This window comes from Longicatena sp. 210702-DFI.1.196 (assembly GCF_020563125.1).
GTDB classification, from domain to species: Bacteria; Bacillota_I; Bacilli_A; order Erysipelotrichales; family Erysipelotrichaceae; genus Longicatena; species Longicatena caecimuris.
This window is the reverse complement of the sequence record NZ_JAJCPX010000002.1, coordinates 1-22,993: the sequence shown is the minus strand read 5'-3', so window position 1 is coordinate 22,993 and position 22,993 is coordinate 1. Positions and strand designations below refer to the sequence as shown.

Annotated in this window: 17 protein-coding genes and 1 pseudogene; 12 read left to right on the top strand and 6 right to left on the bottom strand. The window is 37.6% G+C overall.

The window, feature by feature from the left end:
• Position 1 precedes the first annotated feature (1 nt).
• The 8 genes from LI241_RS01265 to yaaA all read left to right on the top strand — a co-directional run bounded on the left by LI241_RS01265 (position 2) and on the right by yaaA (position 10,585).
• Positions 2-1,564 carry an isopeptide-forming domain-containing fimbrial protein gene (locus tag LI241_RS01265; protein ID WP_008687382.1) on the top strand — a complete coding sequence of 521 codons (1,563 nt, stop codon included), beginning with the start codon at positions 2-4 and terminating at the stop codon, positions 1,562-1,564.
• Complete coding sequence (locus LI241_RS01260) at positions 1,557-2,399, top strand: class C sortase (RefSeq protein WP_008687384.1); 843 nt, start codon at positions 1,557-1,559, stop codon at positions 2,397-2,399. The genes LI241_RS01265 and LI241_RS01260 overlap by 8 nt, the downstream gene beginning before the upstream one ends.
• Complete coding sequence (locus tag LI241_RS01255) at positions 2,383-3,207, top strand: class C sortase (protein WP_008687385.1); 825 nt, start codon at positions 2,383-2,385, stop codon at positions 3,205-3,207. The genes LI241_RS01260 and LI241_RS01255 overlap by 17 nt, the downstream gene beginning before the upstream one ends.
• 183 nt (positions 3,208-3,390) lie before the next feature.
• Positions 3,391-4,374, top strand: a complete 984-nt coding sequence (locus LI241_RS01250; RefSeq protein ID WP_008979490.1) for a diaminopimelate dehydrogenase — start codon at positions 3,391-3,393, stop codon at positions 4,372-4,374.
• 242 nt (positions 4,375-4,616) lie between these two features.
• On the top strand, positions 4,617-6,056 hold the full coding sequence (locus LI241_RS01245) for an amidophosphoribosyltransferase (RefSeq protein WP_008687387.1): 1,440 nt from the start codon (positions 4,617-4,619) through the stop codon (positions 6,054-6,056).
• A gap of 316 nt (positions 6,057-6,372) precedes the next feature.
• Positions 6,373-8,967, top strand: coding sequence for a translation factor GTPase family protein (locus LI241_RS01240; protein WP_008687388.1), 2,595 nt, complete (start codon positions 6,373-6,375; stop codon positions 8,965-8,967).
• 221 nt (positions 8,968-9,188) lie between these two features.
• On the top strand, positions 9,189-9,695 hold the full coding sequence (locus LI241_RS01235) for a hypothetical protein (RefSeq protein WP_008687389.1): 507 nt from the start codon (positions 9,189-9,191) through the stop codon (positions 9,693-9,695).
• Positions 9,696-9,826: 131 nt separating this feature from the next.
• Positions 9,827-10,585, top strand: a complete 759-nt coding sequence (gene yaaA / locus LI241_RS01230; RefSeq protein WP_008687390.1) for a peroxide stress protein YaaA — start codon at positions 9,827-9,829, stop codon at positions 10,583-10,585.
• Between the two features lie 248 nt (positions 10,586-10,833).
• On the opposite strand, the gene LI241_RS01225 is transcribed toward yaaA, so the two are convergent.
• From LI241_RS01225 to LI241_RS15920, 3 genes and pseudogenes are all read right to left on the bottom strand, one after another.
• Positions 10,834-12,042, bottom strand: a complete 1,209-nt coding sequence (locus LI241_RS01225; protein ID WP_008687391.1) for an FprA family A-type flavoprotein — start codon at positions 12,040-12,042, stop codon at positions 10,834-10,836.
• Positions 12,043-12,056: 14 nt separating this feature from the next.
• Positions 12,057-12,665: an FAD-binding protein gene (locus LI241_RS15925; protein ID WP_226897022.1), complete on the bottom strand. Its 609-nt coding sequence runs from the start codon at positions 12,663-12,665 to the stop codon at positions 12,057-12,059.
• Between the two features lie 171 nt (positions 12,666-12,836).
• A pseudogene (locus tag LI241_RS15920) lies at positions 12,837-13,958 on the bottom strand (acyl-CoA dehydrogenase); the annotation flags it as partial.
• 535 nt (positions 13,959-14,493) lie between these two features.
• On the opposite strand from LI241_RS15920, the gene LI241_RS01210 reads away from it, so the two are divergent.
• From LI241_RS01210 to LI241_RS01195, 4 genes are all read left to right on the top strand, one after another.
• A complete protein-coding gene (locus LI241_RS01210; RefSeq protein ID WP_008687395.1) occupies positions 14,494-14,733 on the top strand; it encodes a hypothetical protein in 240 nt (79 codons plus the stop codon).
• Positions 14,734-15,107: 374 nt separating this feature from the next.
• Positions 15,108-16,424 carry a replication-associated recombination protein A gene (locus tag LI241_RS01205; protein WP_008687397.1) on the top strand — a complete coding sequence of 439 codons (1,317 nt, stop codon included), beginning with the start codon at positions 15,108-15,110 and terminating at the stop codon, positions 16,422-16,424.
• Between the two features lie 180 nt (positions 16,425-16,604).
• Positions 16,605-17,555 carry an L-lactate dehydrogenase gene (locus tag LI241_RS01200; RefSeq protein ID WP_008687399.1) on the top strand — a complete coding sequence of 317 codons (951 nt, stop codon included), beginning with the start codon at positions 16,605-16,607 and terminating at the stop codon, positions 17,553-17,555.
• Between the two features lie 352 nt (positions 17,556-17,907).
• Positions 17,908-18,831: an isoaspartyl peptidase/L-asparaginase gene (locus LI241_RS01195; protein ID WP_008687400.1), complete on the top strand. Its 924-nt coding sequence runs from the start codon at positions 17,908-17,910 to the stop codon at positions 18,829-18,831.
• A 263-nt stretch (positions 18,832-19,094) separates the two neighbouring features.
• Here the strand turns inward: LI241_RS01195 and LI241_RS01190 are convergent, their stop codons facing one another.
• The 3 genes from LI241_RS01190 to LI241_RS01180 all read right to left on the bottom strand — a co-directional run bounded on the left by LI241_RS01190 (position 19,095) and on the right by LI241_RS01180 (position 22,747).
• Positions 19,095-19,595, bottom strand: a complete 501-nt coding sequence (locus LI241_RS01190; protein ID WP_008687402.1) for a nitroreductase family protein — start codon at positions 19,593-19,595, stop codon at positions 19,095-19,097.
• A gap of 253 nt (positions 19,596-19,848) precedes the next feature.
• A protein-coding gene (locus tag LI241_RS01185) for an IS3 family transposase (protein ID WP_119957509.1) occupies positions 19,849-21,260 on the bottom strand; the annotation gives its coding sequence in 2 pieces (ribosomal slippage) (positions 19,849-20,754 and positions 20,757-21,260; 1,410 coding nt in all).
• A 101-nt stretch (positions 21,261-21,361) separates the two neighbouring features.
• Positions 21,362-22,747 carry a polysaccharide deacetylase family protein gene (locus LI241_RS01180; RefSeq protein WP_008687408.1) on the bottom strand — a complete coding sequence of 462 codons (1,386 nt, stop codon included), beginning with the start codon at positions 22,745-22,747 and terminating at the stop codon, positions 21,362-21,364.
• Positions 22,748-22,993 lie beyond the last annotated feature (246 nt).

Here is a 22,993-nt window from a genome sequence, read left to right as displayed (position 1 = left end):
AATGAAAAATAAATGGTTAAAGCGAGTCCTGACAACCATGGTTGCCATAGGGATGGTACTCATGACACAAACAAGCAATGTTTCTGCTGAAATCAGTGCAGACAGTAAGGTTCAAGTAACCATAACTGGTGTTGAAAATGGTACCGAATTGTCAATGTATAAGATCATTGATATACAGATAGAAAATGGTGCTCCCAAAGCGCCGGTATATACATGGGTGACTGGCGTCCAAAATTGGGTGAAAGACAATTATCCTAGTTATATAGGAGAGAACCATGAGGTGACAACAGAATTCAAGAATTTGCTTGAGGATGTGGAAAAAGCAAAAAGCTTTTATGAAAAAATGGCGGCAGAAATTCATCGCTCACCTTCAACGATCGCGATAACAGCAGCGAAAACGGCTACTGCCAGTGCGCCTTCTGTTACGTTAACGGATATTGGCTTGGGATATTATCTGATTTGCGCAAAACATGGTGTAGAACAGGTTTATACACCTACAGGTTTCAATATAGCACCAGTCGAAGAGGAAGGGACATGGAGTGTGAATGATCAAACGGTTACTATGAAATCTTCAACTCCGACAATTGTTAAAACGGTTATTGATCCAACGGATACGACGGTAGCTATTACAGATAGCGTCTGCTATCAGCTGACAGCTCAAATTCCGACATATCCAGAAGATGCCAGTGCTATCACTTTTGCAATCGGTGATAAATTATCAGAAGGATTGACTTTAAAGCCGGATACGATTGCCGTGAAGGAGGCTAGTGGAAAAGAAATAGCCGCAACCAATTACGACGTTAAGAAAGATCCTGGAAAAACGGCTAAGCTAACTGATTATACATTTGAAATAGTATTCAAAGAAGCTTATATAAAAGCGAATCCTATGTTAAACGTACAGGTTACTTATGATGCTGAGGTTAATGATAAAGCCTTAACGATGGACGCATTAAAGAATATTGCCTATATTGGATATAATCACGATCCTTATGATACACAATCTTATAAAGAAAAAACGACAGAAAAATTGGTATATACTTATGGGATTAAGGTATTGAAGGTCGGCGAAAGCGGAACTGATATTTTAAAGAATGCAGAATTTACGTTATCTAAAGATGGTACTTCATTGAAGTTTAAAAAAGCAACAGATGGTTCTTATGTTATCAATCCAAAGGGGGATACTGTTTTAACAGTAGGAACTGATGGGCATTTTACGATACAGGGTATAGATGAAGGAAGTTATGTCTTAAAAGAAACAAAGGTTCCGGATGGTGGCTATGTATTACCGAATGGAGATATAACGATAGCGTTAAAAGATAAAAATGGGAATGGAAGTTTAGAACAAGATGAGGTAACATTAACAACAAAAGGGACTTATGAATTAGAAGGAACCGTGGAACTAGAAACGAATAAAGTAGTAATGAAAGTAAAAAACAGCAAAGCAAAAGATATGCAACTGCCAATTACAGGGGGAGCTGGAACCGTATTGTTTAGCATAGTCGGAATTGTCTTTATGCTTGGTGGTGTCCTTGTGATTGTAAGAAATAGCAAGCGACATGCATAAGAAAAGAAAATGGTCGGCCTTCCTGGTACCTGTGCTATTTATAGCGATAGGTGCCGGGATTTTCCTTTATCCTCATATCAGTAACTGGTATATGGAAGAGCAGCAAAAAAAAGTGATTCATCAATATCAGACAAGCATAGCTCGTGAGAAACAAGAGGACATACAGAAGTTATGGAAAGCCGCTATTACATATAATGAAAATCTTTCCGGTGACCCGGTACATGACCCTTTTGTGAAAGGTAGCGGCTATGTGCTTCCAAAGGATTATGAAGAAGTTTTAAATGTCAATCATGACGGTGTGATGGGCCATTTAACTATCGGTAAAATCAATGTATCTTTACCTATCTATCATGGTTGTGGTGAAGAGGCCTTGAAAAAAGGGGCTGGACATTTGGAAGGAACCTCACTACCGATTGGAAGAAATAGCCAGCATGCAATTTTATGTGCTCATCGAGGTTTACCAAGTGCATTACTGTTTACTAAGTTGAATGAGTTGGAAAAAGGGGATTCCTTTCGCATAACGGTATTAGATAAAACTTTTTTCTATGAAGTAGATGAGATACGCGTAGTAAAACCCAAAGAAGTCGAAAAATTGCGCATCATAAAAGGTAAGGACTATGTAACTTTAATGACATGTACACCATATGGAATAAATACGCATCGCTTGTTAGTAAGAGGCAAACGCGTACAAGCCATCCATGAAGTGGATGTGACATCGCAAGAAAAAGAGAAAACGGAAAACCTATGGATAATAGGTGGAGGCATCATCATATTGCTTAGTTTGGTATGCGTTTTAAAATTGAGAAAGAAGGCAAAGCATGAACAAGGGACGTAACTATCTACTTGCCGCAATCATGGTAGTAGGAGGACTGCTTATTTGTCTGTATCCCAATATTCAAACACAGCTGCGTAAACATCAGATAGCTCAGGTCATTCAACAATTTGAAAATGACAGTGTTACAGATAGGGAAGAATGGTATCAAAAGATGGTTAGATATAATAAGCGATTATGTCAAGAAGGTCAAATAGGTGTGCAGGATGCATGGAAGAGTAAGACGAATCGTACAGATGAAACGGTAATTGGTATTATGCGAATACCAAAGATGCAGCTAAATCTTCCTATATATCATGGAGCAAGTGAAGAGCATTTACGGAAAGGGTTAGCATTACTTAACAATACAAGTATGCCCTTAGGCCAAGCTTCCGCAAACAGTGTGATTGCAGGGCATCGAGGCGGATATGAAGGGGAAGCGATGTTCAAAGATATTGAAAAATTAGTAAAGGGAGATCGTATTTATATAAGAAATCATTGGGAAACCTTGCAATATGTCGTTATGAAGACAGAAATCATCGAACCTAATGAAATCGAGAAAGTATGGATTCAGGAAGGCAAGGATATGATTACTTTGATTACCTGCCACCCATATCCGACCAATAAACAGCGCTATCTTGTTTATGCACAACGGGCTAGCAAGGATCATGAAGAAACAAAAACGCCTACTACAAAACAACCAGCAAGTACGGCATCACAAAAACGAATCGAGAAGGAACGCTTATGGAATCGCTTGGCTATCGGAATGGGTTTTGGTATCTGTATTTTCCTTGGTTTTTCTTTCTTGCATTACAAACGGAAGCATCGCTAAAAGATAGATACCATCTGCATAACCTGAATAATTTCAGGCGTTTGGTGTATGCATACATTGCGTCTTCATAATGCATTGAAAATAGTGCTTCATATATTTTCAGAAAATATTGTAATAAAAATGAAATTAAACCTATACTGTTGTTTCAAAAAATGGTAAAATAGTGGCTGTAAGGAAGGAGCAATGCATATGAAAATAGGAATTGTAGGATATGGCAACCTTGGAAAAGGTGTCGAATGTGCAGTTACAAACAGCAAGGATATGGAGCTTATCGGTGTTTTTACGCGTAGAGAGCCATCAACATTAAAGACATTGACCCAAGCACCAGTCTATTCCATGGATTGCATATATGAGAAAAAGGATGAAATTGATGTTTTAATCTTATGTGGAGGCAGTGCTAACGATTTGCCTAAACAAACCGCTGAACTGGCTAAACATTTTAATGTCATTGATAGTTTTGATACACATGCAAACATACCGGAACATTTTGCTATGGTGAATTCAGCAAGTATGGAAGGCAAGCATATCAGTATAATTTCTGTTGGCTGGGATCCGGGCTTATTTTCATTAAATCGTTTGTATGGACAGGCGATTTTGCCACATGGCCATGATTATACCTTCTGGGGGAAAGGGGTATCTCAGGGACATTCTGATGCGATACGACGCATAGAAGGTGTACAAGATGCCCGACAATATACGATTCCTGTAGAAGGAGCAATGGAAAAAGTACGCAATGGTGAGCATCCGGTGTTGAGCGCTCGTGAAAAACATACACGGGAATGTTTTGTCGTGGCCAAAGAAGGTGCAGATCTTGCGCGTATTGAAGAGGAAATCAAAACGATGCCCAATTACTTTGCGGATTATGATACGACCGTGCATTTTATCACACAGGAAGAATTGAATGCGCATCATAAAGGCATTCCACATGGCGGAGTTGTCTTACGCAGTGGTACCACAGGATTGCACGATGAGCATAAACATGTGATAGAGTATAAACTAACGTTAGATTCAAATCCAGAATTCACGTCAAGTGTGTTAACCGCATATGCCAGAGCAGCCTATCGTTTAGCCCAAGAGGGACAATACGGCTGTAAAACAGTATTTGATATTGCGCCAGCCTATTTGCATGAGGCAAGTGGTGAAGAATTACGAAAAAAGCTATTATGATCTTACACAGGATAGAAGAATTCTATCCTTTTCTTCTGCATGTGCTTTTAAAGTCATAAGAATTGGCATAGTAAATTAGTGTGTGTCTTTCAAGAAAGGCAGTATGAAGAAGATAAATTTTTATATTTCTGTGAAGATGTAAGCATTCCCATGAAAAAATTATATTTTCTATATTCATTCATGAAAAAATAAGGTAAAATATACACGTATTACAAAAAGAGAGAGTTTAATTGGAGGTAATTATGAGTGGTTTTTTTGGTGTAGCATCGAAAGAAGACTGTGTATTAGATGTATTTTTTGGCGTTGATTACCATTCCCATCTGGGAACAAGACGTGGTGGAATGGCGATTCACGGTGATAAAGGTTTTGGAAGAGCAATCCATAACATAGAGAATTCACCATTTCGTACAAAGTTTGAGAAAGATATTGAAGAATTCAGTGGGAATATCGGCATTGGCTGTATTTCTGATAACGAAGCGCAGCCATTATTGGTAAAATCACATTTAGGTTCCTTTGCGATTACCACGATCGGACGTATCAACAATGTCCAGGAGTTGCAAGATTTGTGTTTTGAAAAAGGGGTTACGCATTTCTTAGAAATGAGCACAGGAGAAGTGAATCCTACCGAACTTGTGGCATCTCTTATCAATCATAAAGATACGATCGTCGAAGGTCTGCGATATGTACAAGATGTTGTAAAAGGCAGTATGAGCATTCTGTTAATGACTTCAGAAGGTATTTATGCCGCTAGAGATCGTGTAGGAAGAACTCCGATTGTCATTGGTGAAAAAGAAACAGGTTTTTGTGCAACCTTTGAAAGTAGTGCCTTCCTTAACTTAGGGTATCATCATTATCGTGATTTAGGTCCCGGGGAAATCGTTTTTATCACGCCTCAGCGTATTGAAGTAAAACAGAAACCATTGGAAAAGATGAAAATTTGTAGTTTCTTATGGGTATATTATGGTTATCCTACCTCTACGTATGAAGGTGTCAATGTAGAGTGTATGCGTAATCGCTGTGGCGAACTGTTGGCAAATCGTGATGATGTAGAAGTTGACAGTGTAGCAGGTGTTCCTGATTCAGGGATTGCTCATGCCGTGGGCTATGCCAATGCATCAGGTGTACCATTTGCACGTCCATTCATTAAATATACGCCAACCTGGCCACGTTCCTTCATGCCGACCAGTCAGAAACAGCGCTCAATGATAGCGAAGATGAAACTGATTCCGGTACAAGAAAAAATCAAAGATAAACGTCTGCTTTTGATAGATGATTCCATTGTTCGAGGTACACAGTTAGGTGAAACGACTGAGTTCTTGTATGAAAGTGGCGCAAAAGAAGTTCATGTTAGACCTGCATGTCCACCGATTATCTTTGGCTGTAAATATCTCAACTTCTCACGTTCTAAATCCGAGATGGATCTGATTACCCGTCGGGTGATTCGCAAACTGGAGGGTGACGATGTTTCTGATGAGGTATTAGCAGAATATGCCAATCCAGACAGTGATCGTTATAAAAAGATGTGTAGCGAAATCTGTCAACGTTCTAATTTCACATCATTGCGCTATCATCGCATTGACGATATGGTAAAGGCAATCGGTTTGGATAAATGTCAGCTATGTACCTATTGTTTTGATGGTGTAGAAGATGATAATGGAAAAGATGGCGAAGGCAAAGAATAAAGTTAAGGGCTGTGCAGATGCATAGCCTTTCTTCATCTTCACATCAATGTGTACCCAAAAGGAGCATAATGTATAAACTTTGTTTTCGGTTTTTAAAGGAAATGATATAATAGCTTGGGAATCATAAAGCAGTTTTAGAAATGTGCAGATGACACAAAAAAATAGTTTAAAAACCGTACAACTAGATCGAGGGATACCATGCATAAAGAAGAGAAAAATGTCCTGTATGTGATCAATTCAGCATACCGATATTACAGAATATAGAACACTGCAAGATGTAGCAGATAATGGGAAAAGATGATGAGGAGGTATTTAGATGGACAAACAGGAAAAAGATAACAACATGCATATTTGTGCAGGTCTGTTGGCTCATGTGGATGCCGGAAAAACAACGCTTAGTGAGGCAATGTTATATCGCAGTGGAAGCATACGAAACTTAGGCCGCGTAGATCATCAAAATGCATTTCTTGATTATGATGAGCTAGAAAGAAATCGGGGTATTACCATATATGCGAAACAGGCAGCTTTGCATTGGAAACAGCTTCATATGAATTTTGTGGATACACCTGGACATGTCGATTTCAGTGCGGAAATGGAGAGGACTTTAGCAATTTTAGATTATGCTATTTTGATTATCAGTGGCAGTGATGGGGTACAGGCCCATACGGAAACGATATGGCAGCTATTAAAGGCCCATCAGATACCTACTTTTGTATTTGTGAATAAAATGGATATTTCTTATCATAGTAAAGAAGAACTATTAAAAGAAATGAATCAGAAGTTAGATAGCCGTTGTATTGATTTCATGCAAGAGGATGCTAGTTTGATGGAAGATGTGTCGATGTGTGATGACGCATTAATGGAAGCGTATCTGACACAGGGAGTTCTTGAAAAAGATGCGATAAAGACAGCGATTGCGCAAAGAAAGGTGTTTCCCTGTTATTTTGGATCGGCATTAAAATTGGATGGTATTGATGCCTTTTTAGATGGTTTAAAAACATGGATCAAGCCAAAACAATATGGCGATACGTTTGGAGCCCGCATTTATAAAATCAGTCATGATGAACAAGGAAATCGGCTTGCCCATGTAAAAGTAAGTGGTGGTGTCCTGAAAGCGAAAATGAAGATCAGTGATACAGAAAAAGTAGATCAATTACGGCGGTATAGTGGCAATCGCTTTGAGGTGATTCAGGAAGCATTGCCTGGTGAAATCTGTGTTATCAAAGGGATACGTCAGCTGCAGGCAGGAGATGGTTTGGGCTTTGAGGAACATCATACAGAAGTGGAAAGTGTAGCCGCAATGAATTATCGAATGGTTTTACCTGCGAATACGGATGCTTTTGCGACGATGCGTAAATTAATTCCCTTAATGGAAGAAGATCCACAGTTACATATTACTTATTCAGAGATGAAAAAAGAAATACGTGTACAGCTAATGGGTGAAGTGCAGATGGAAATACTGAAATACACGATTGCACAGCGTTTGGGTCTTTCAGTAACGTTTGATGAAGGCATGGTGAATTATAAGGAAACGATAGAACAGGAAGTTGAAGGAGTCGGTCATTATGAACCATTGCGTCATTACGCGGAAGTTCATTTACTATTGGAACCACTTGCACCAGGCAGTGGTATCCAAGTAGATAGTATTGCTCCATTAGATAAATTGGATCGGCACTGGCAGCGACTTATTTTAAATCATATACAAGAAAAAGAACATCTCGGAGTATTGAGTGGATCACCAATAACAGATATGAAAATCACTTTATTATGTGGAAAAGCACATCTGAAACATACGGAAGGCGGTGATTTTCGGCAGGCGACATATCGTGCGATACGTCAAGGACTAATGAAAGCAAAAAGCGTTCTTTTAGAACCATATTATCGCTTTCATGCAGAAGTGACAGCGATGCATCTCAGCCGTCTCATCTATGATCTAGAGTCTATGAAGGCGCATTTTTCTATTTTGTCACAAGATGAGGATCTATGTATTTTAGAAGGGGAAGCTCCTGTTGCATGTATGCAATCTTACCAACTTGAATTGCGATCGTATACTGGCGGAAAAGGAAAATTAAGCTGTTTTCTGGATGGCTATCGTCCATGTCAACAGGCCGCTGATGTGATTTCACAAATTGGTTATGATGCACAACGTGATTTGGATAATCCATCCTCTTCCATATTCTGTATGCATGGCAGTGGCTATCAGGTATCATGGGATAAAGTAGAAGACTATATGCATTTACCATTACGTAGGCAATCTCCTTCTGAAACAAGTTTCAAACATGAAAATACAAAGGTTGATGAGAAAGAATTACAGCGTGTTTTTGAAAGTATTTATGGAAAGCCAAAGGATAAAAAACAACCGAAAAGGAAACCAGGGAAAGAAATACCTGCTACGGAAATCAAGACTCTGAAAATCTTACCAGAATGTCTATTGGTCGATGGTTATAATATTATTTATGACTGGGACGAATTGCGTGCATTGGCAAAAGATCAGATGGATGCGGCAAGAGATCGCTTGATTGATAAATTGAATAATTATCAGGGATATCGCAAATGTGAGGTAATCCTTGTCTTTGATGCGTATCGCGTGAAGCAATCAGCACAGACAATCAGAAAGCACGGAAATATACATGTTGTGTATACGAAAACTTCACAGACAGCGGATAACTACATCGAGATGGCTACACATAAGTTGGCAAAGGAGTATCGTGTCCGTGTCGCAACAAGTGATGGTTTGGAACAGCTAATTGTTATCGGTCAGGGAGCACAAAGAATTTCTGCCAGAGAATTTCAAAAAGAGGTCGAGGAACATCATCGAATTTCTTCACAAGAATATAAGCAACAACCCGTTTTCCGTCATCAAGCATTGACGGCTTTAAGGGAACAAAAAGATGTGAAAAAAGATAAGTAATGTATACCCTTACACATAATTTCTGGAAATATTTGTAAAAAAATTATCTATAAAAATGACATAAATATCTTAAAGTTTACATAAAGAAGAAAATATGCAAAAAAATACGAAAACTTTTAAAATTATTAGCAGAAAATAGAACATTATTTAGAATTTTATGATAGAATTATAGAGGATTTAGAAATACAAATGAGAAAGCAATTTGTGCAAGGAGCAGGACTATGAGATATCAATTTTCATGTAAGAACGTAAAAGACAAAAAGCAGTATTGGGAAGATTTTAAAAAGCAGTTAAAACCTGGGGATGAAATTAGTTTTAAAAAAATTGAACGTTTTGGATTTGGACTTTTAGACTTACAGGATAAGCTTACATTCTGTAAAGAGAACAACATTTCACTGTATGATGAATCTTATGGATTGACATTGAACAGTGAACGGGAATTAGCGATGTTTTACTTCACCTTATCATTGAAGAATGAAGATCATCGAGAAAAACAATTGCGCGGAATTAAAGATGCATTGCGCTTAAAAGAAGAAGGAAAAGGCGCATATGGTCGTCCGATTGCAGAGCTTCCAAAAGACTTTGAAGAAAAAATTATAACTTTAAAACGTGAGCATCGTCCGTTAGAGGCTTATCGGAAAGCTACGGGAATGAAAAAATCAACATTCTATAAATATGCCAAAATAATTCTTAGCAAATATCAGGATGATGATGAAGATGACGATTAAAAAACTGATGGAGACTCATCAGTTTTTTCATTTAAGTTCTTGAGTAACACCTCATTTAAATAATTTTATGTGTAAAGAATGATTAAGCCATGATTCCATTTGCTAATAGGCACGTAAGGAGGGATATGCAGATGATGATTTGCATTGCACCAGCGAAACGCATGCGCAATGATATCGCTTATTTAGACGCCCAGGGAACACCTAAGTTGCTAAAGGAAACCAAGCAATTGGCGAAGATTATGCAACAGCAGGATGTTAGTGCTTTACGTCATATTCTTTCCTGTAGTGAACGTATCGCCCAAGAAGCATATCAGATATTCCAAACTATGCAGTTAACACAAAATGTTGTACCGGCCCTGTTAGCCTATGATGGCATTCAATACACGTATATGGCACCGGATATCTTCAGTGATGAACAATTTGCCTATGTGCAAAAGCATTTGCGTATCTTATCTGGTTTTTATGGTGTCTTAAAACCACTGGATGGTGTAGTGCCTTATCGTCTGGAAATTAACAGTCTTTTACGTACAGACACCTTTTGCAATCTCTATGCCTTTTGGCAAGATAAGCTCTATCGTGAACTTATCCAAGAATCCTCTGTCATCGTTGATCTGGCAAGTGCGCAATATAGCCGTTGTATCACACGCTACAAACGTGATGCTATACGGTATGTGAAATGTCGCTTCATGGAAGAAACGAAGGATACTTTAAAAGAAAAAGGTGTCTATGTCAAAATGGCAAGAGGCGAAATGGTGCGTTATATGGCAGAGCACCAGATTACCGATATCGAGGATATCAAGCAGTTTCAAGGTCTTGGCTATCGTTTTCAAGAAGCCTTATCCAGTAGTGAAGAATTTATTTTTACCAGAGCATTTCCCAGGAAAAAATAAAGAGGATTTATAAGATGAGAGTTTTAATATTAGGTCCTCTCATATGTTTACTCGTACTTCTTAGCGTCTTCAAATAAAACAGGATAACATCAAGATGTAAAGACAATTTAGGATATGCCTTAACATATAAGAAAAGAAGGAAACAGATATACCATTTCCTTCTATTTTTATTATCTTTCTTCCCTATGTGTTTTGTAACAGTATTGATCGTTTCCTTATCAATACCATCCCACCTGCATGTGGAAGATCTATGCTTCTTTCATGGAATCAAGGATGCTTTCTACTAAATTATCAACTTCATTTGCATTGTTGTCATTTAAGGCAGAAATCATATTGACTTCACTGTTAAGAATGCTCATCTGTTTCATCTCTTCATCCAAGAATTCTTTCATCAAAGAACCGGATTTTGGTGCCCAAGAACCATTTTCAATGATACCTACGGTACGCTTCTGTAGATTTAATGCCTTCATATGCATCAGATAATCATGCATTACCGGATAAATACCTAGATTATAGGTAACACTTGCTAAAACGATATGACTATATTTAAAGGTTTCACTGATGAGGTAGGATACATGGGTATTTGATACATCATATAAGGCAATGTTGGTCATGCCTTTTTCTGCCAGTTTCGCAGCTAATACCTGAGCAGCACTTTCAGTATTTCCATACATAGACGCATAAGCAATCATCACACCGCATGTTTCTGGTTCATAACGACTCCATTTATCATATTTATCCAATAGATAGCCAAAGTCATTGCGCCATACCGGTCCATGTAGCGGACAGATATAGTGGATATCCAAGGTGGAGGCTTTCTTTAACAAGGCTTGTACATGTGGACCGTATTTACCAACGATGTTGGTATAATAGCGACGAGCATCATCAATCCAATCACGGTCAAAGTTCACTTCATCATTAAACAGTTTGCCATCTAAGGCACCAAAGGAGCCAAAGGCATCGGCAGAGAAGAGAATGCCATCGGTTGTATCAAAGCTAACCATTGCTTCCGGCCAATGGACCATAGGAGCTTCCACGAAGACGATGTTATGTTTACCGAAGCGAAAGGAATCGCCTTCTTTCACAGTCATGGTCTTATCATCAACATCAAAGCCAAACTGATGCATCAACATGATACTTTTCTCTGTGGAAATGATGGTAACATTTGGATAACGCAACAAGATTTCTTCAATGCTGGCACCATGATCAGGTTCCATATGATTAATTACCAAATAATCTAAGTCACGGCCATCTAATACATGTTCCACATTTTCTAAGAACTGACGGCAGATGGACCAATCTACGGTATCAAAGAGAACGGTTTTTTCATCCAGCAGCAAATAGGAGTTATAGGATACGCCGCGAGGAATCGGATGAATATTTTCAAATAGTGCTAAGCGATGGTCATTACCGCCTACCCAATACAGATCATCTACAACTTTTCTTACACAATACATACGTCTTTTTCCTCCTATTCAATCTCGATGAAGTTTTCTTTTTCTTCACCGCATTCTGGACAAATCCATTCTTCTGGTAGTTTATCAAAGGTTGTTCCTGCAGGTACATCACTTGCCGGATCGCCGATTTCCATATCATATTCATAGCCGCAGCCACTGCAGATATAGCGTTTATAAGAAGGTCCTTCTTTCTTGATAAATGGACGTTTCATCTTCTTCATTGGTGGAGCCGGCTGTTTTACACCCGTATCCAAAGCTTCCGCTAACAAAGGTAAGATTTCCATCAAATCACCTACAATACCATAATCGGCATTCTTAAAGATTGGAGCGTTTGGATTGTTGTTGATGGCAACGATGGTTGTCGCATCCTTAATACCTTTTAAATGCTGACCGGCACCGCTAATACCACAAGCTACATATAGATTGCCGCTAAACTTCTGTCCACTCATACCAACATAGCGATTTAATGGCACATATTTCAAAGTTTCCGCAACCGGACGAGATGAACCAATCGCAGCACCTAGTGATTTAGCAGCTTCTTCAATTAATTTCATGTTTTCTTTTGCCCCAATACCTTTGCCGGCACTGATCACACGTTCCGCATCGACGATTGGAGTATCCATCGCAATACCTACACTGAAATCATAACCATCTTTCTTCAATGCTTCAACTAGTTTTGCGACTTGTTCTTTTGGTGTGCCATCACGGAAGATCATTTTCTTACGTTCACCGGTAATGGATGTTTTTTTCCGTTTTGCCTTACCATCTTTTTTCATCTTACCGATGATATGGGACGCAATAACAACACGCTGAATCTCATTGGTACCTTCATAGATTGTACAGATTTTCGCATCACGATAAGCACGTTCGACTTCCATACCCTTTAAATAGCCACTTCCGCCAAAGATCTGTAAAGCATCATTGACAACCTCTAAGCAGATGTCTGAGGTATATTGTTTAGCCATAGCACTCTCCATGCCATAAGGTTCATGGGCTTCTTTTAATTCAGCAGCACTGTAAACAAGGAATCTAGCACAGCGTAATTTGGTTGCCATATCAGCTAGTTTAAAGGAAATTGCCTGTTGTTGGGCAATTGGTTTGCCAAACTGAATACGCTCTTTTGCATATTCTAAAGCATGTTCATAAGCACCCTGAGCAATACCTAATGCCTGTGCAGCAATTCCGATACGACCGCCATCAAGCGTAGCCATTGCAATCTTAAAGCCTTGTCCTTCTTTACCTAACAGGTTTTCTTTTGGTACTTTTACATTATTAAAGATTAATTCCGCAGTGGAAGAAGAGCGAATGCCCATCTTATCGTAATGATCTCCAAAGGTGAAGCCTTCCCATCCTTTTTCAACGATGAAAGCAGAGATACCATGTGTTCCGGCATCCGGATTTGTTGAGGCAAAGACAACATACGTATCAGCTACCGGCGCATTGGTAATAAAGATTTTACCACCGTTTAAGATATAATGATCACCCTCTAATACTGCCGTTGTTTCTGTTCCACCTGCATCACTACCGGCATTTGGTTCTGTTAACCCAAAAGCACCAAGTTTTTCACCCTTTGCTAAAGGTGTTAAATATTTCTGTTTTTGTTCTTCATTACCAAACGCAAAAATTGGATAGCTTCCTAAAGATACATGTGCTGATAAGATGACACCGGTTCCTCCATCAACTCTGGATAATTCTTCTACTGCAATCGCATAGCTTAAGACATCTGCTCCTGCACCGCCATATTCTTTGGGATAAGGCAAACCCATCATTCCCATGTCGGCAAATTTGGCAATTGCTTCGCTAGGGAATTCATTTTCCTTATCTAGCAAAAAGGCAATTGGCTTTACTTCGCTTTCCGCAAATTCGCGTACTTTTTTCCGTAGGTCTTCTTGTTTCTTGGTTGTTTGAAAAAGCATGTACATTTCCTCCTTATTTACACAATGCCAGTCATGAAGAGCTTCATGAGCAACCATAGGTTGAGAATTACATTTAATTAAAATTAAGAATTAAAATGAAATGTATTCTCACTTTCTGGTTATACAATATCAGAATGTAAGCGCTTTGTATAGCGATATGCACCAGCGAATTTTTCTTATGACAAAGTATGAAGATTTGGTGGTATTAGAATGCTGCTATTAAATTCTTATTAGGTAAGGCAGTGTTCATTTTATAACCGATAGATCGTTTTACTACTTGAATGAAAGTATAAGAACAATTACCACACAGGAACGAATAACCGATTCCCTATGAAAGTAGGAGAGCAATTATCCAAACAGGAGCTAACCATATGAAAGTATGAGAACAATTACCATTACAGGCACCAGTTGACCATTTTTTAAAAGCATCGTTTCTTTTTTGTTCAGGCGAATGCAACAGCGAGTTAACAGGCAGAATAATTGACAGTGAGGAATTAGTTTCGTATTCTATAACCGATGAAACAGGAGGATTCCTATGTTAGAAAGAAACGGTGTAGTATATTATATTCTTGGCTCACATATTCAATGCGGTAAAGTGAGCGATATCAAAATAGAGAAGGGAGAGCTTTTTTTTCTGATTGATACGTATGTCCTATGCGATGAGGATAATTGGATCGCTGAGGAAGAAATTGGCAAGAGTGTGTTTTTTACGGAAGTAGAAGCGCAACAACATTATGGAAGTGGTCATAGCTTGCCTACCTGTTGTTGTGGATGAGGAAGATGATGAAGGTGAATGAAAAGTAGAAGGGTTGATAAGTAGAAGGGTTGATAAGTAGAAGGGTTGATAAGTAGTTGGGAAAAGAAAAAGTCCTAAAAGATGAACGTAAAGATGAAGATGAAAATAAAGAATTTGTTGTTATGCAGGGAGGAAACGGTAGCTTAGGCAAAAGGAAGAAAACGGTATGAGAAACTTGCATGATATAGAATGAGCGATAGCGTAAAAAAGATTTCTGATAAGAAAAAGGTTTTTGGTCGTAAGAAAGCAATTTAACTAATCTAGGATGTGAAAGAATTGTGACATGAGTTTAGCTGGCACGTAAGCTTTCGCTAAAATGTGCTATAATGAAAGCAGTTAAGGAAGTGATGTGCATGGAACAAGAATCCTTGTTTTATCAGGATTTACAAGATCCTTTGGCAAGTCGATTACGACCACAGAGCTTAGAAGATTATGTAGGGCAAAAACATCTGATTGGTAAAGGAAAGGTCCTATGGAATCTAATTGAAAAAGATCAAGTAACCAGTATGATTTTCTGGGGTCCACCCGGTGTTGGTAAGACAACTTTGGCTAGGATCATCGCTCATAAGACACAATCCCGCTTTATTGATTTTAGTGCTGTCACAAGTGGCATACGAGAAATCAAACAAGTCATGAAAGAAGCAAGTGATGCCAGAGCGTTTGGAAAACGAACTATTTTATTCGTAGATGAGATTCATCGTTTTAACAAGGCACAACAGGATGCTTTTTTACCTTATGTGGAAAAAGGCAGCATCATCTTAATTGGAGCGACAACGGAAAACCCTTCCTTTGAGATTAATTCTGCCCTCTTATCGCGATGTAAAGTATTTGTTTTAAAAGGTTTGGAAACCAGTGATTTAGTGGAATTATTACAACATGCGTTACAGGATGAAAAAGGCTTTGGAACTTTAAATGTGCAGATGGAAGATAGCATGTTGGATATGATTGCCCAGTTTGCCAATGGAGATGCCAGAGTCGCTTTGAATACCTTGGAAATGGTCGTATTGAATGCGGAAAAAACAGATGAAGGGTATCTTGTCACAAAAGAAACGCTGGAGCAGTGCATCCATCAAAAATCCTTATTGTATGATAAAAAAGGGGAAGAACATTATAATCTAATCAGCGCTTTGCATAAATCCATGCGCAACAGTGATGTGCAGGCAGCTATTTACTGGCTTGCACGTATGTTAGAGGCTGGAGAAGATCCATTGTATGTGGCAAGAAGATTGGTACGCTTTGCCAGTGAGGATGTTGGTATGGCTGATAGTCGGGCACTAGAAATCTGTGTGGCGGCATATCAGGCATGTCATTTTATCGGGATGCCTGAATGCAGTGTACATCTGACACATGCTGTTACTTATTTATCCTTAGCACCTAAAAGCAATGCTTTATATATGGCTTATGAACATGCGAAAGAAGATGCTTTAAAGATGATTAGTGAACCAGTACCACTACAAATTCGCAATGCGCCGACTAAATTAATGAAGGAACTTCATTATGGGGAAGGATACCAGTATGCGCATGATTATGAGGATAAGCTGACAACCATGCAATGTTTGCCACCTACTTTACAGGGAACGATTTATTATGAACCCACCATGCAAGGTTCTGAGAGTAAGGTCACTGCACGTATGAAGCAGATTGAGGAATGGCGCAAGAAGCATAAGTAATATATAAAAAATATGGCATAAAAAGGAAGAATAGGTCATTTTCTGCATGAAAAAGGGAAATCATTAATATGTTCTTTCCGTTAGAAACATGCTATACTTGTGTTAGTTAAAGATAACATCATAAAGACACTGTGTATGGTTTTAAAAATCATGGACATAGTAAAAAAGGAGGACTTGAATATGAATGAGAAAAGAAAATTAGTATTGGTAGGTACCGGCTTTGTCGGTATGAGTATGGCATACAGCTTCTTAAACACTGGCGGTATTGATGAATTGGTTTTGATTGATGTTAATCATGATAAAGCTGTAGGAGAAGCGATGGACTTACAGCATGGACTTCCTTATGCACGTGGAAAAATGACGATCAAAGCTGGTGGTTATGAAGAATGTAAAGATGCAAGCATCGTTGTGATTACAGCCGGTGTTACGATGAAGGAAGGCGAAAGTCGTCTGGATATTGCGGCCAAAGACACGATGATCTTAAAAAGCGTGACTGAAAACATCATGAAATCAGGCTTTGATGGTATTATTGTAGTTGCCAGCAATCCGGTTGACAGCATGACCTATGTTGCTCAAAAAGTAAGTGGTTTACCAAAAGAAAGAGTTATTGGTTCTGGTACGATCTTAGATACTGCCAGATTGCGTTATCTGATGAGTGAATATCTGGATGTATCTTCCAGCAATATTCATGCCTATATTATGGGAGAACATGGAGATTCCAGTTTTGTACCTTGGACAAATGCCTATGTTGGATGTAAGAATTTATTAGATATTCTGGATGAACAAGGTAAAGACTTAAGTGATCTGCATGAAATTTATACACAGGTACAGCAGGCTGGTTATGAAATTATCAAACGGAAACGTTCTACGTATTATGGAATCGGGCTTTCTTTGAATCGTTTGGTGCATGCTATCTTGGACGATGAAAATGTGATCTTAACAATTTCTGCATATCAGGAAGGTGAATATGGCCAGGAAGGCTTATATATTGGTGTTCCTGCTATTATCAACCGCAAAGGTATTCGTGAAATTGTAAAATTAGAATTAAATGAAGTTGATCAGGCAAAATTTGATGCTAGCTGTGAAACATTGCGCAGCATCAACACAGGAACGATTGACCCATTGTTATAATTGATGTGCTCTCTTGGCAAACGTTAGCAGCGTTTGAACGGAGAGCTTTTTCTTTCTTTATGGGAATCTAAAATTTCTTAGTAAAAGGCAAAAAGGACATTCGATAGCTATACACATGCCATCATAAAGGTATAGCGCATAGGGGGGATAAGAAGGCGTGTTACTTTCTCTATAGGAGTAATTTGTGTAAGGATGAAGCATCTCATCTAGTTTCTGATGTCAATTGTAACTTTGCAAGTGTATGGATTTATGCTATGATAACAGCGTTAAAATGGTAAAAGGTTATTGTTAAAAAGCAATGGTAAGGCCTTTTACAATCGTGATAAAGTAGTATGAAAAGGGGTAATCGAAGATGAATAAGGCAATGATTTCGACATGGAAAATGTCGTATGATGGAATGCTGAAGGCAAAAGATATATTGCAGCAGGATGGCTCTGTACAGGCGGCAATCTTAGCTGCTATTCAGGATGTAGAAGCTAGAGAAGAATTTATCTCTGTTGGACATGGCGGTTTGCCGAATGCGCAGGGACATGTGCAGTTGGATAGTGCTTATATGAATGGAAATACGCTTGGTTTTGGTGGTATCATCGAAGTTGAAAATGTTGAAAGTCCAATTGCGGTAGCGGCTAAGCTAAGTGATTATAAAGTAAATTGTTTACTGTCAGGCAAGGGTGCGGAGGCCTTTGCACAAGAAGAAGGTTTTGCTTTTCAAAATCACATGACGCCTCAAAGTAAAAAACGATGGCAAGATAAACAAAAAGAAGACATGGAATTAAAAGCATATGAAGGACATGATACAGTTTGTGTGCTAGGAAAGTGTCAGGATGAGCTAGCAGCAGGAGTATCTACCAGCGGATTGTTTATGAAACATGAAGGACGTGTAGGAGATTCTCCAATCATCGGTTCCGGTTTTTACAGTGATGCCCTGTATGGAAGTGCTGCAGCTACCGGATTGGGAGAAGATATCATGCGTGGATGCTTATCCATTCGCATAGTCGATGCCATGGCAGCAGGTATGTCTGTACAAGCAGCCGTCGATACAGTATTAGATGCACATGTAAAACGCATGCAGATGGCCAATCGTACCTGTGATGCGATCAGTGTGATTGCTATGGATAAGGATGGGAATTGTGGCGCTTCCACAAATATTTCAGAATTTCCATATGTTGTCATTCAAGAAGATGACATCAAGTTAATGGTTGCGACTTATCAAAATGGAAAGCATGACAACTTTGAAGCAGATGCCGCATGGATAAAGCAATATACCGGAGATTAGGTATACATGCGCAAAAAACAGATTTAAAGCTTTTAGGTATGCTGAAAGCTGATTGGAAATGATATAAGCAATAAGAAAAAACGTAGCATGAAAAGATATGATCACTTCTAAGTAGACAACGTAAATAAAGAAAACGTTGTCTATAAAAGAAATGATGTGCTACGTTTTTTTAAACACTTTTTTATATCTTTTTTTCTTTTTGTCATCTTTTCAATCATGAAGGGCTTATTAGAAATCAGTTGAAAGAAATGCTTACATAAACACTATCGATAATAGCTAACCTTTTCAGGATCATACTGATCAATTCTTGTCTTATCTTCTGCACTGTATCCAACAGCAACGACAGCAACAGGCAATAGATGATCTTTTAAATGGAAATACTCTTTAAACTTGCTAATGCGCTCTTTTGAAGGGCCAACAGCACACCAACAAGTGCCAAGGCCTTGATGCACACCTTCAATCAACATATTTTCAATGGCAGCGGCAGCATCTACATACAAATATTCATCGACTGGATTTGCGTTGCGATCTCCCATAACGAGAATCGCACAATAGGCTTCTTTCATCATCCCGGTATAAGGCTGAAGCTCTGTCATATGATTTAATGTTTCTCTATTCGTGATGACTAGAAAACGCCAGCTCTGTGTGTTTCTGGCCGTTGGTGCATTCATGGCAGCTCTTAACATTTCTTCTAATTTTGCTTGTTCCACTTCACGATTTTGATAATGGCGAATACTAACACGATTAAATAGTTCCTCTAACATAACATGATGCCTCCTTTTCTATCAGTATAGCACAGAAATGAGAAACATGTATCGCGAATGCATGGTTGATGATAGTATCGTATGATAGAGGAGAAAAGCGATGTTGAAAAAAGCAATTGTCATGATGATTCATAGGAAGATTTTGTTTCTTTACTTGTTCACATCATGATGATATTGAATATGCATAATGTATGAAAAAAAGAGTTCCTGTGAAGTGAACCCAATTATTTGGACAAAAAGTAAATAAGCTAAATCAAGTAGTTAATAAGGATTGATTTCTGTATTGTACAGGAGTTAATCCTTTTAATTTGGTTGTTATTCTCTGAGTATTATAATACGTAATATATTCTTCCATGGCAAGTTCTAATTCTTCTAATGTTTTATATTCATATTCATGTCCATAAAACATTTCATTCTTCATCTTACCAAAGAAATTCTCCATAGGAGAGTTATCTAAGCAATTTCCTTTACGTGACATGGATTGAATAATCCCTTTCTCTTCTAGGCTTTTATGATAAACTTCCATTTGATATTGCCATCCTTGATCAGATTGAAAGATTAATCCATTAAGGTTTAGATGTTTGTCAAATGCTTGATCAAGCATGTCCTTTGTTTGTTTAAAATTAGGACTTTTCGATATGCTGTAGGATATGATTTCACGATTATGTAAATCGATGATTGGGGATAAATACAGTTTACCTGCTCCTATATGAAATTCAGAAACATCTGTCGACCATTTCTGATTGCACCGTGTTGTTTCAAAATTTCTCTCATAATAAGTTTTGTGATTTTCTTTATCGATAACTTGTGTAAGCAGTTGGTTTTTTACAGTGCCATTCATATCACCTTTATAAGACTTGTATTTTGCTTTTGGTGTAACGCCATATAAGCCCATCACAGACATCAACCGTTTTACCTTCTTATGATTCATCATAAACCCTTTATTTATCAATTCTAGCGTGATTCTGCGGTATCCATAACGACCTTTATGTGTATAGTAGATATCAATAATAGTGTTCATAACTTTATCGTTCTTCATATCCTTATTGGTCTTAGATAAAGTATAATAATATGTAGATCTTTTCAGTCTTGAAATATGTAGAAGAATACGAATTGGGTATTTACGCTGTAATTCAAAAACAACCGCTACTTTTTCTTTGATTGTTGATTCTTCCTTGCCTGAATTACAGCTCTCAATTTTTTTAAATATTCATTCTCCGCTTCTAAATATAAATTTTTATCTTCAAGATATTTAATCTTTTCCTCTGGTGTCATATCTTTATAATCTTTATTTACAATGTTTTTCTTTGGCATAGTTGGAGGCCTTCCTTTTTTCCTCTCTACTATAACATATCCATTCTCTTTATACGACTTAATCCAATTAAATAATATACCATCTGAAGATAGTCCATACTCAATTGCAGTGGACATAATCGTGTGATGTTGATGTAAGACTTTGTTTATGATTTCTTCTTTTAATAAAGGAGAGTAGTGCCTATTCTTATCTTTCCTTAGAATATCTTCACCATGTTCATCTATTAGTTTTATCATGTAATATATATTACCCTTAAGAACAGAATATTCTTTTGACAATGATTTTAAGTTTTCTCCTTGCTTTCTTCTTTTATATATTTCTATTTTTTGTTCTCTTGTAAGTTTTGACATTTAAAAATGAACCCCTTTCATTTGATTGTCCAAACTTTGGGGTTCATTTCACTGTGTTGGAACTCTTTAAAGAATCAAAGATTAATTGAATAAGGTGAGTATTACTTTCCTACATTGGAAGTAATCACAATATTATGCATTCGCTCATTATTGTAAGCCGTTAGATATTTACGATCTTGTTTCATCAAGGTATCAATTGTCACAAATTGAAAACCTTGTGCATCCAATTCTTTTAACACCTTTTTAACACCTTCTACAGTCTCTTTATGAATATCGTGCATTAAGACAACTTCATAACCAACGGAAGCCCCTTTTTTAATAATACTTGTCATCATTTCCGGATTATGATTTTGCCAATCCAAGGAATCAATATCCCAACCAACCATATCTAAACCACATACGGAATCCAATGTATTACCAATTGCTCCATAAGGCGGACGGAAATAGCGAGGCTCAAAGCCGGTCGCTTTAAAGATGACATCATTTGGTTTATAAACTTCTTCACTTACTTGTTTTTTGGTTAACGTATTTGTTACAGCGATACCTTGTGAATGATCCCAAGAATGGTTACCAACTTCATGTCCGCGTTTATATACTTCTTTTACTAAATCTGGATTCAGATCCGCATTTTGTCCTAACATGAAGAAAGTTGCTCGTCCACCATATTTTTCAAATTCATCCATAATCGCTTTCGTATTTTCACTAGCCGGTCCATCATCAAAGGTAAAGGCAATTAATTTCTTTCCTTCTTTCACAGCCGGCTGCGCAGCTGGGATGATAGGATCTTTCATATAATAAGAAGGAATTTTAGCATTTGTCAAAGCTATGTATGGTTTATGATCTTCATAAACAACATCTAATGTTTTTGATGCATTTGCGTCAAAATAGAAGGAGACTTTCTTATCCTGCAAAATGAAGCTGTTCAAATTTGCAATTTTTATCTGATCTTCTTTAAAACCATTTTCTTTTGCCAGTTTTTTCAGCATCACAATATAATCACGGCGTAAAACATCTTTTACATCCATTAATTTTTTACGCTTAATATCGTAATTATAAGATACGTCTTCTTTCTTTAAGACTTTATCATTTTCATCTTTAATAACTTGATGGAAAGTTAATGTGATATAACTGTCATATAGCAGTTTACTGTCATAATCCACCATAATATATTGCATGCCGCTATGCTTTTTATCTACTTTTACATGTTTTTTCCGATAGTTAGCGACAAGATCATTCATCACTTTTTCTTGATATTCAGGATAATGTACAGATAGATAATAAACATCTTCTTCCTTCTGACTATCATGTTGCAATTCCCCATATAATTTAGTCTTTTCGTTATAAGCATCATATTTTTCATATGGATTGGTTGCTAACATCTTGATCCCCACAAAGATTCCAGCCACAATAACGATGATCCCGGCCATAATAATTGCCAAACGATCCCATCGTATGTGACTTCTTCTGCTTTTTTTATATTGTGTCATGTAAATCCTCCTGTACCCTATAGTTTTTCATATTTTCTTCATTATATCAGACATTTGTCGAATTAGGTAAAATTCTGACTGACTATTTTTGCATTCATATTGGCATGAAAAAGCTTTTTTGCATGTTGTTGTCTTAATAGAAATGTAAGAAAAGACATCTTTATTATGACATATATTTTTATAATTTTATCTAAACTTTATATCTGATTTTTGATTATCCCTATAAATATTACACTTTCAAGCATT

Excerpts from the sequence above, each read along its gene's own strand:
- LI241_RS01240 (WP_008687388.1), top strand. The coding sequence starts at position 6,373 with ATGGACAAACAGGAAAAAGATAACAACATGCATATTTGTGCAGGTCTG.
- LI241_RS01260 (WP_008687384.1), top strand. The coding sequence starts at position 1,557 with ATGCATAAGAAAAGAAAATGGTCGGCCTTCCTGGTACCTGTGCTATTT.
- LI241_RS01195 (WP_008687400.1), top strand. The coding sequence starts at position 17,908 with ATGAATAAGGCAATGATTTCGACATGGAAAATGTCGTATGATGGAATG.
- LI241_RS01245 (WP_008687387.1), top strand. The coding sequence starts at position 4,617 with ATGAGTGGTTTTTTTGGTGTAGCATCGAAAGAAGACTGTGTATTAGAT.
- LI241_RS01180 (WP_008687408.1), bottom strand. The coding sequence starts at position 22,747 with ATGACACAATATAAAAAAAGCAGAAGAAGTCACATACGATGGGATCGT.
- LI241_RS01190 (WP_008687402.1), bottom strand. The coding sequence starts at position 19,595 with ATGTTAGAGGAACTATTTAATCGTGTTAGTATTCGCCATTATCAAAAT.
- LI241_RS01210 (WP_008687395.1), top strand. The coding sequence starts at position 14,494 with ATGTTAGAAAGAAACGGTGTAGTATATTATATTCTTGGCTCACATATT.
- LI241_RS01265 (WP_008687382.1), top strand. The coding sequence starts at position 2 with ATGAAAAATAAATGGTTAAAGCGAGTCCTGACAACCATGGTTGCCATA.
- yaaA (WP_008687390.1), top strand. The coding sequence starts at position 9,827 with ATGATGATTTGCATTGCACCAGCGAAACGCATGCGCAATGATATCGCT.
- LI241_RS01225 (WP_008687391.1), bottom strand. The coding sequence starts at position 12,042 with ATGTATTGTGTAAGAAAAGTTGTAGATGATCTGTATTGGGTAGGCGGT.
- LI241_RS01235 (WP_008687389.1), top strand. The coding sequence starts at position 9,189 with ATGAGATATCAATTTTCATGTAAGAACGTAAAAGACAAAAAGCAGTAT.
- LI241_RS01255 (WP_008687385.1), top strand. The coding sequence starts at position 2,383 with ATGAACAAGGGACGTAACTATCTACTTGCCGCAATCATGGTAGTAGGA.
- LI241_RS01200 (WP_008687399.1), top strand. The coding sequence starts at position 16,605 with ATGAATGAGAAAAGAAAATTAGTATTGGTAGGTACCGGCTTTGTCGGT.
- LI241_RS01250 (WP_008979490.1), top strand. The coding sequence starts at position 3,391 with ATGCATATGAAAATAGGAATTGTAGGATATGGCAACCTTGGAAAAGGT.
- LI241_RS15925 (WP_226897022.1), bottom strand. The coding sequence starts at position 12,665 with ATGGATACTCCAATCGTCGATGCGGAACGTGTGATCAGTGCCGGCAAA.
- LI241_RS01205 (WP_008687397.1), top strand. The coding sequence starts at position 15,108 with ATGGAACAAGAATCCTTGTTTTATCAGGATTTACAAGATCCTTTGGCA.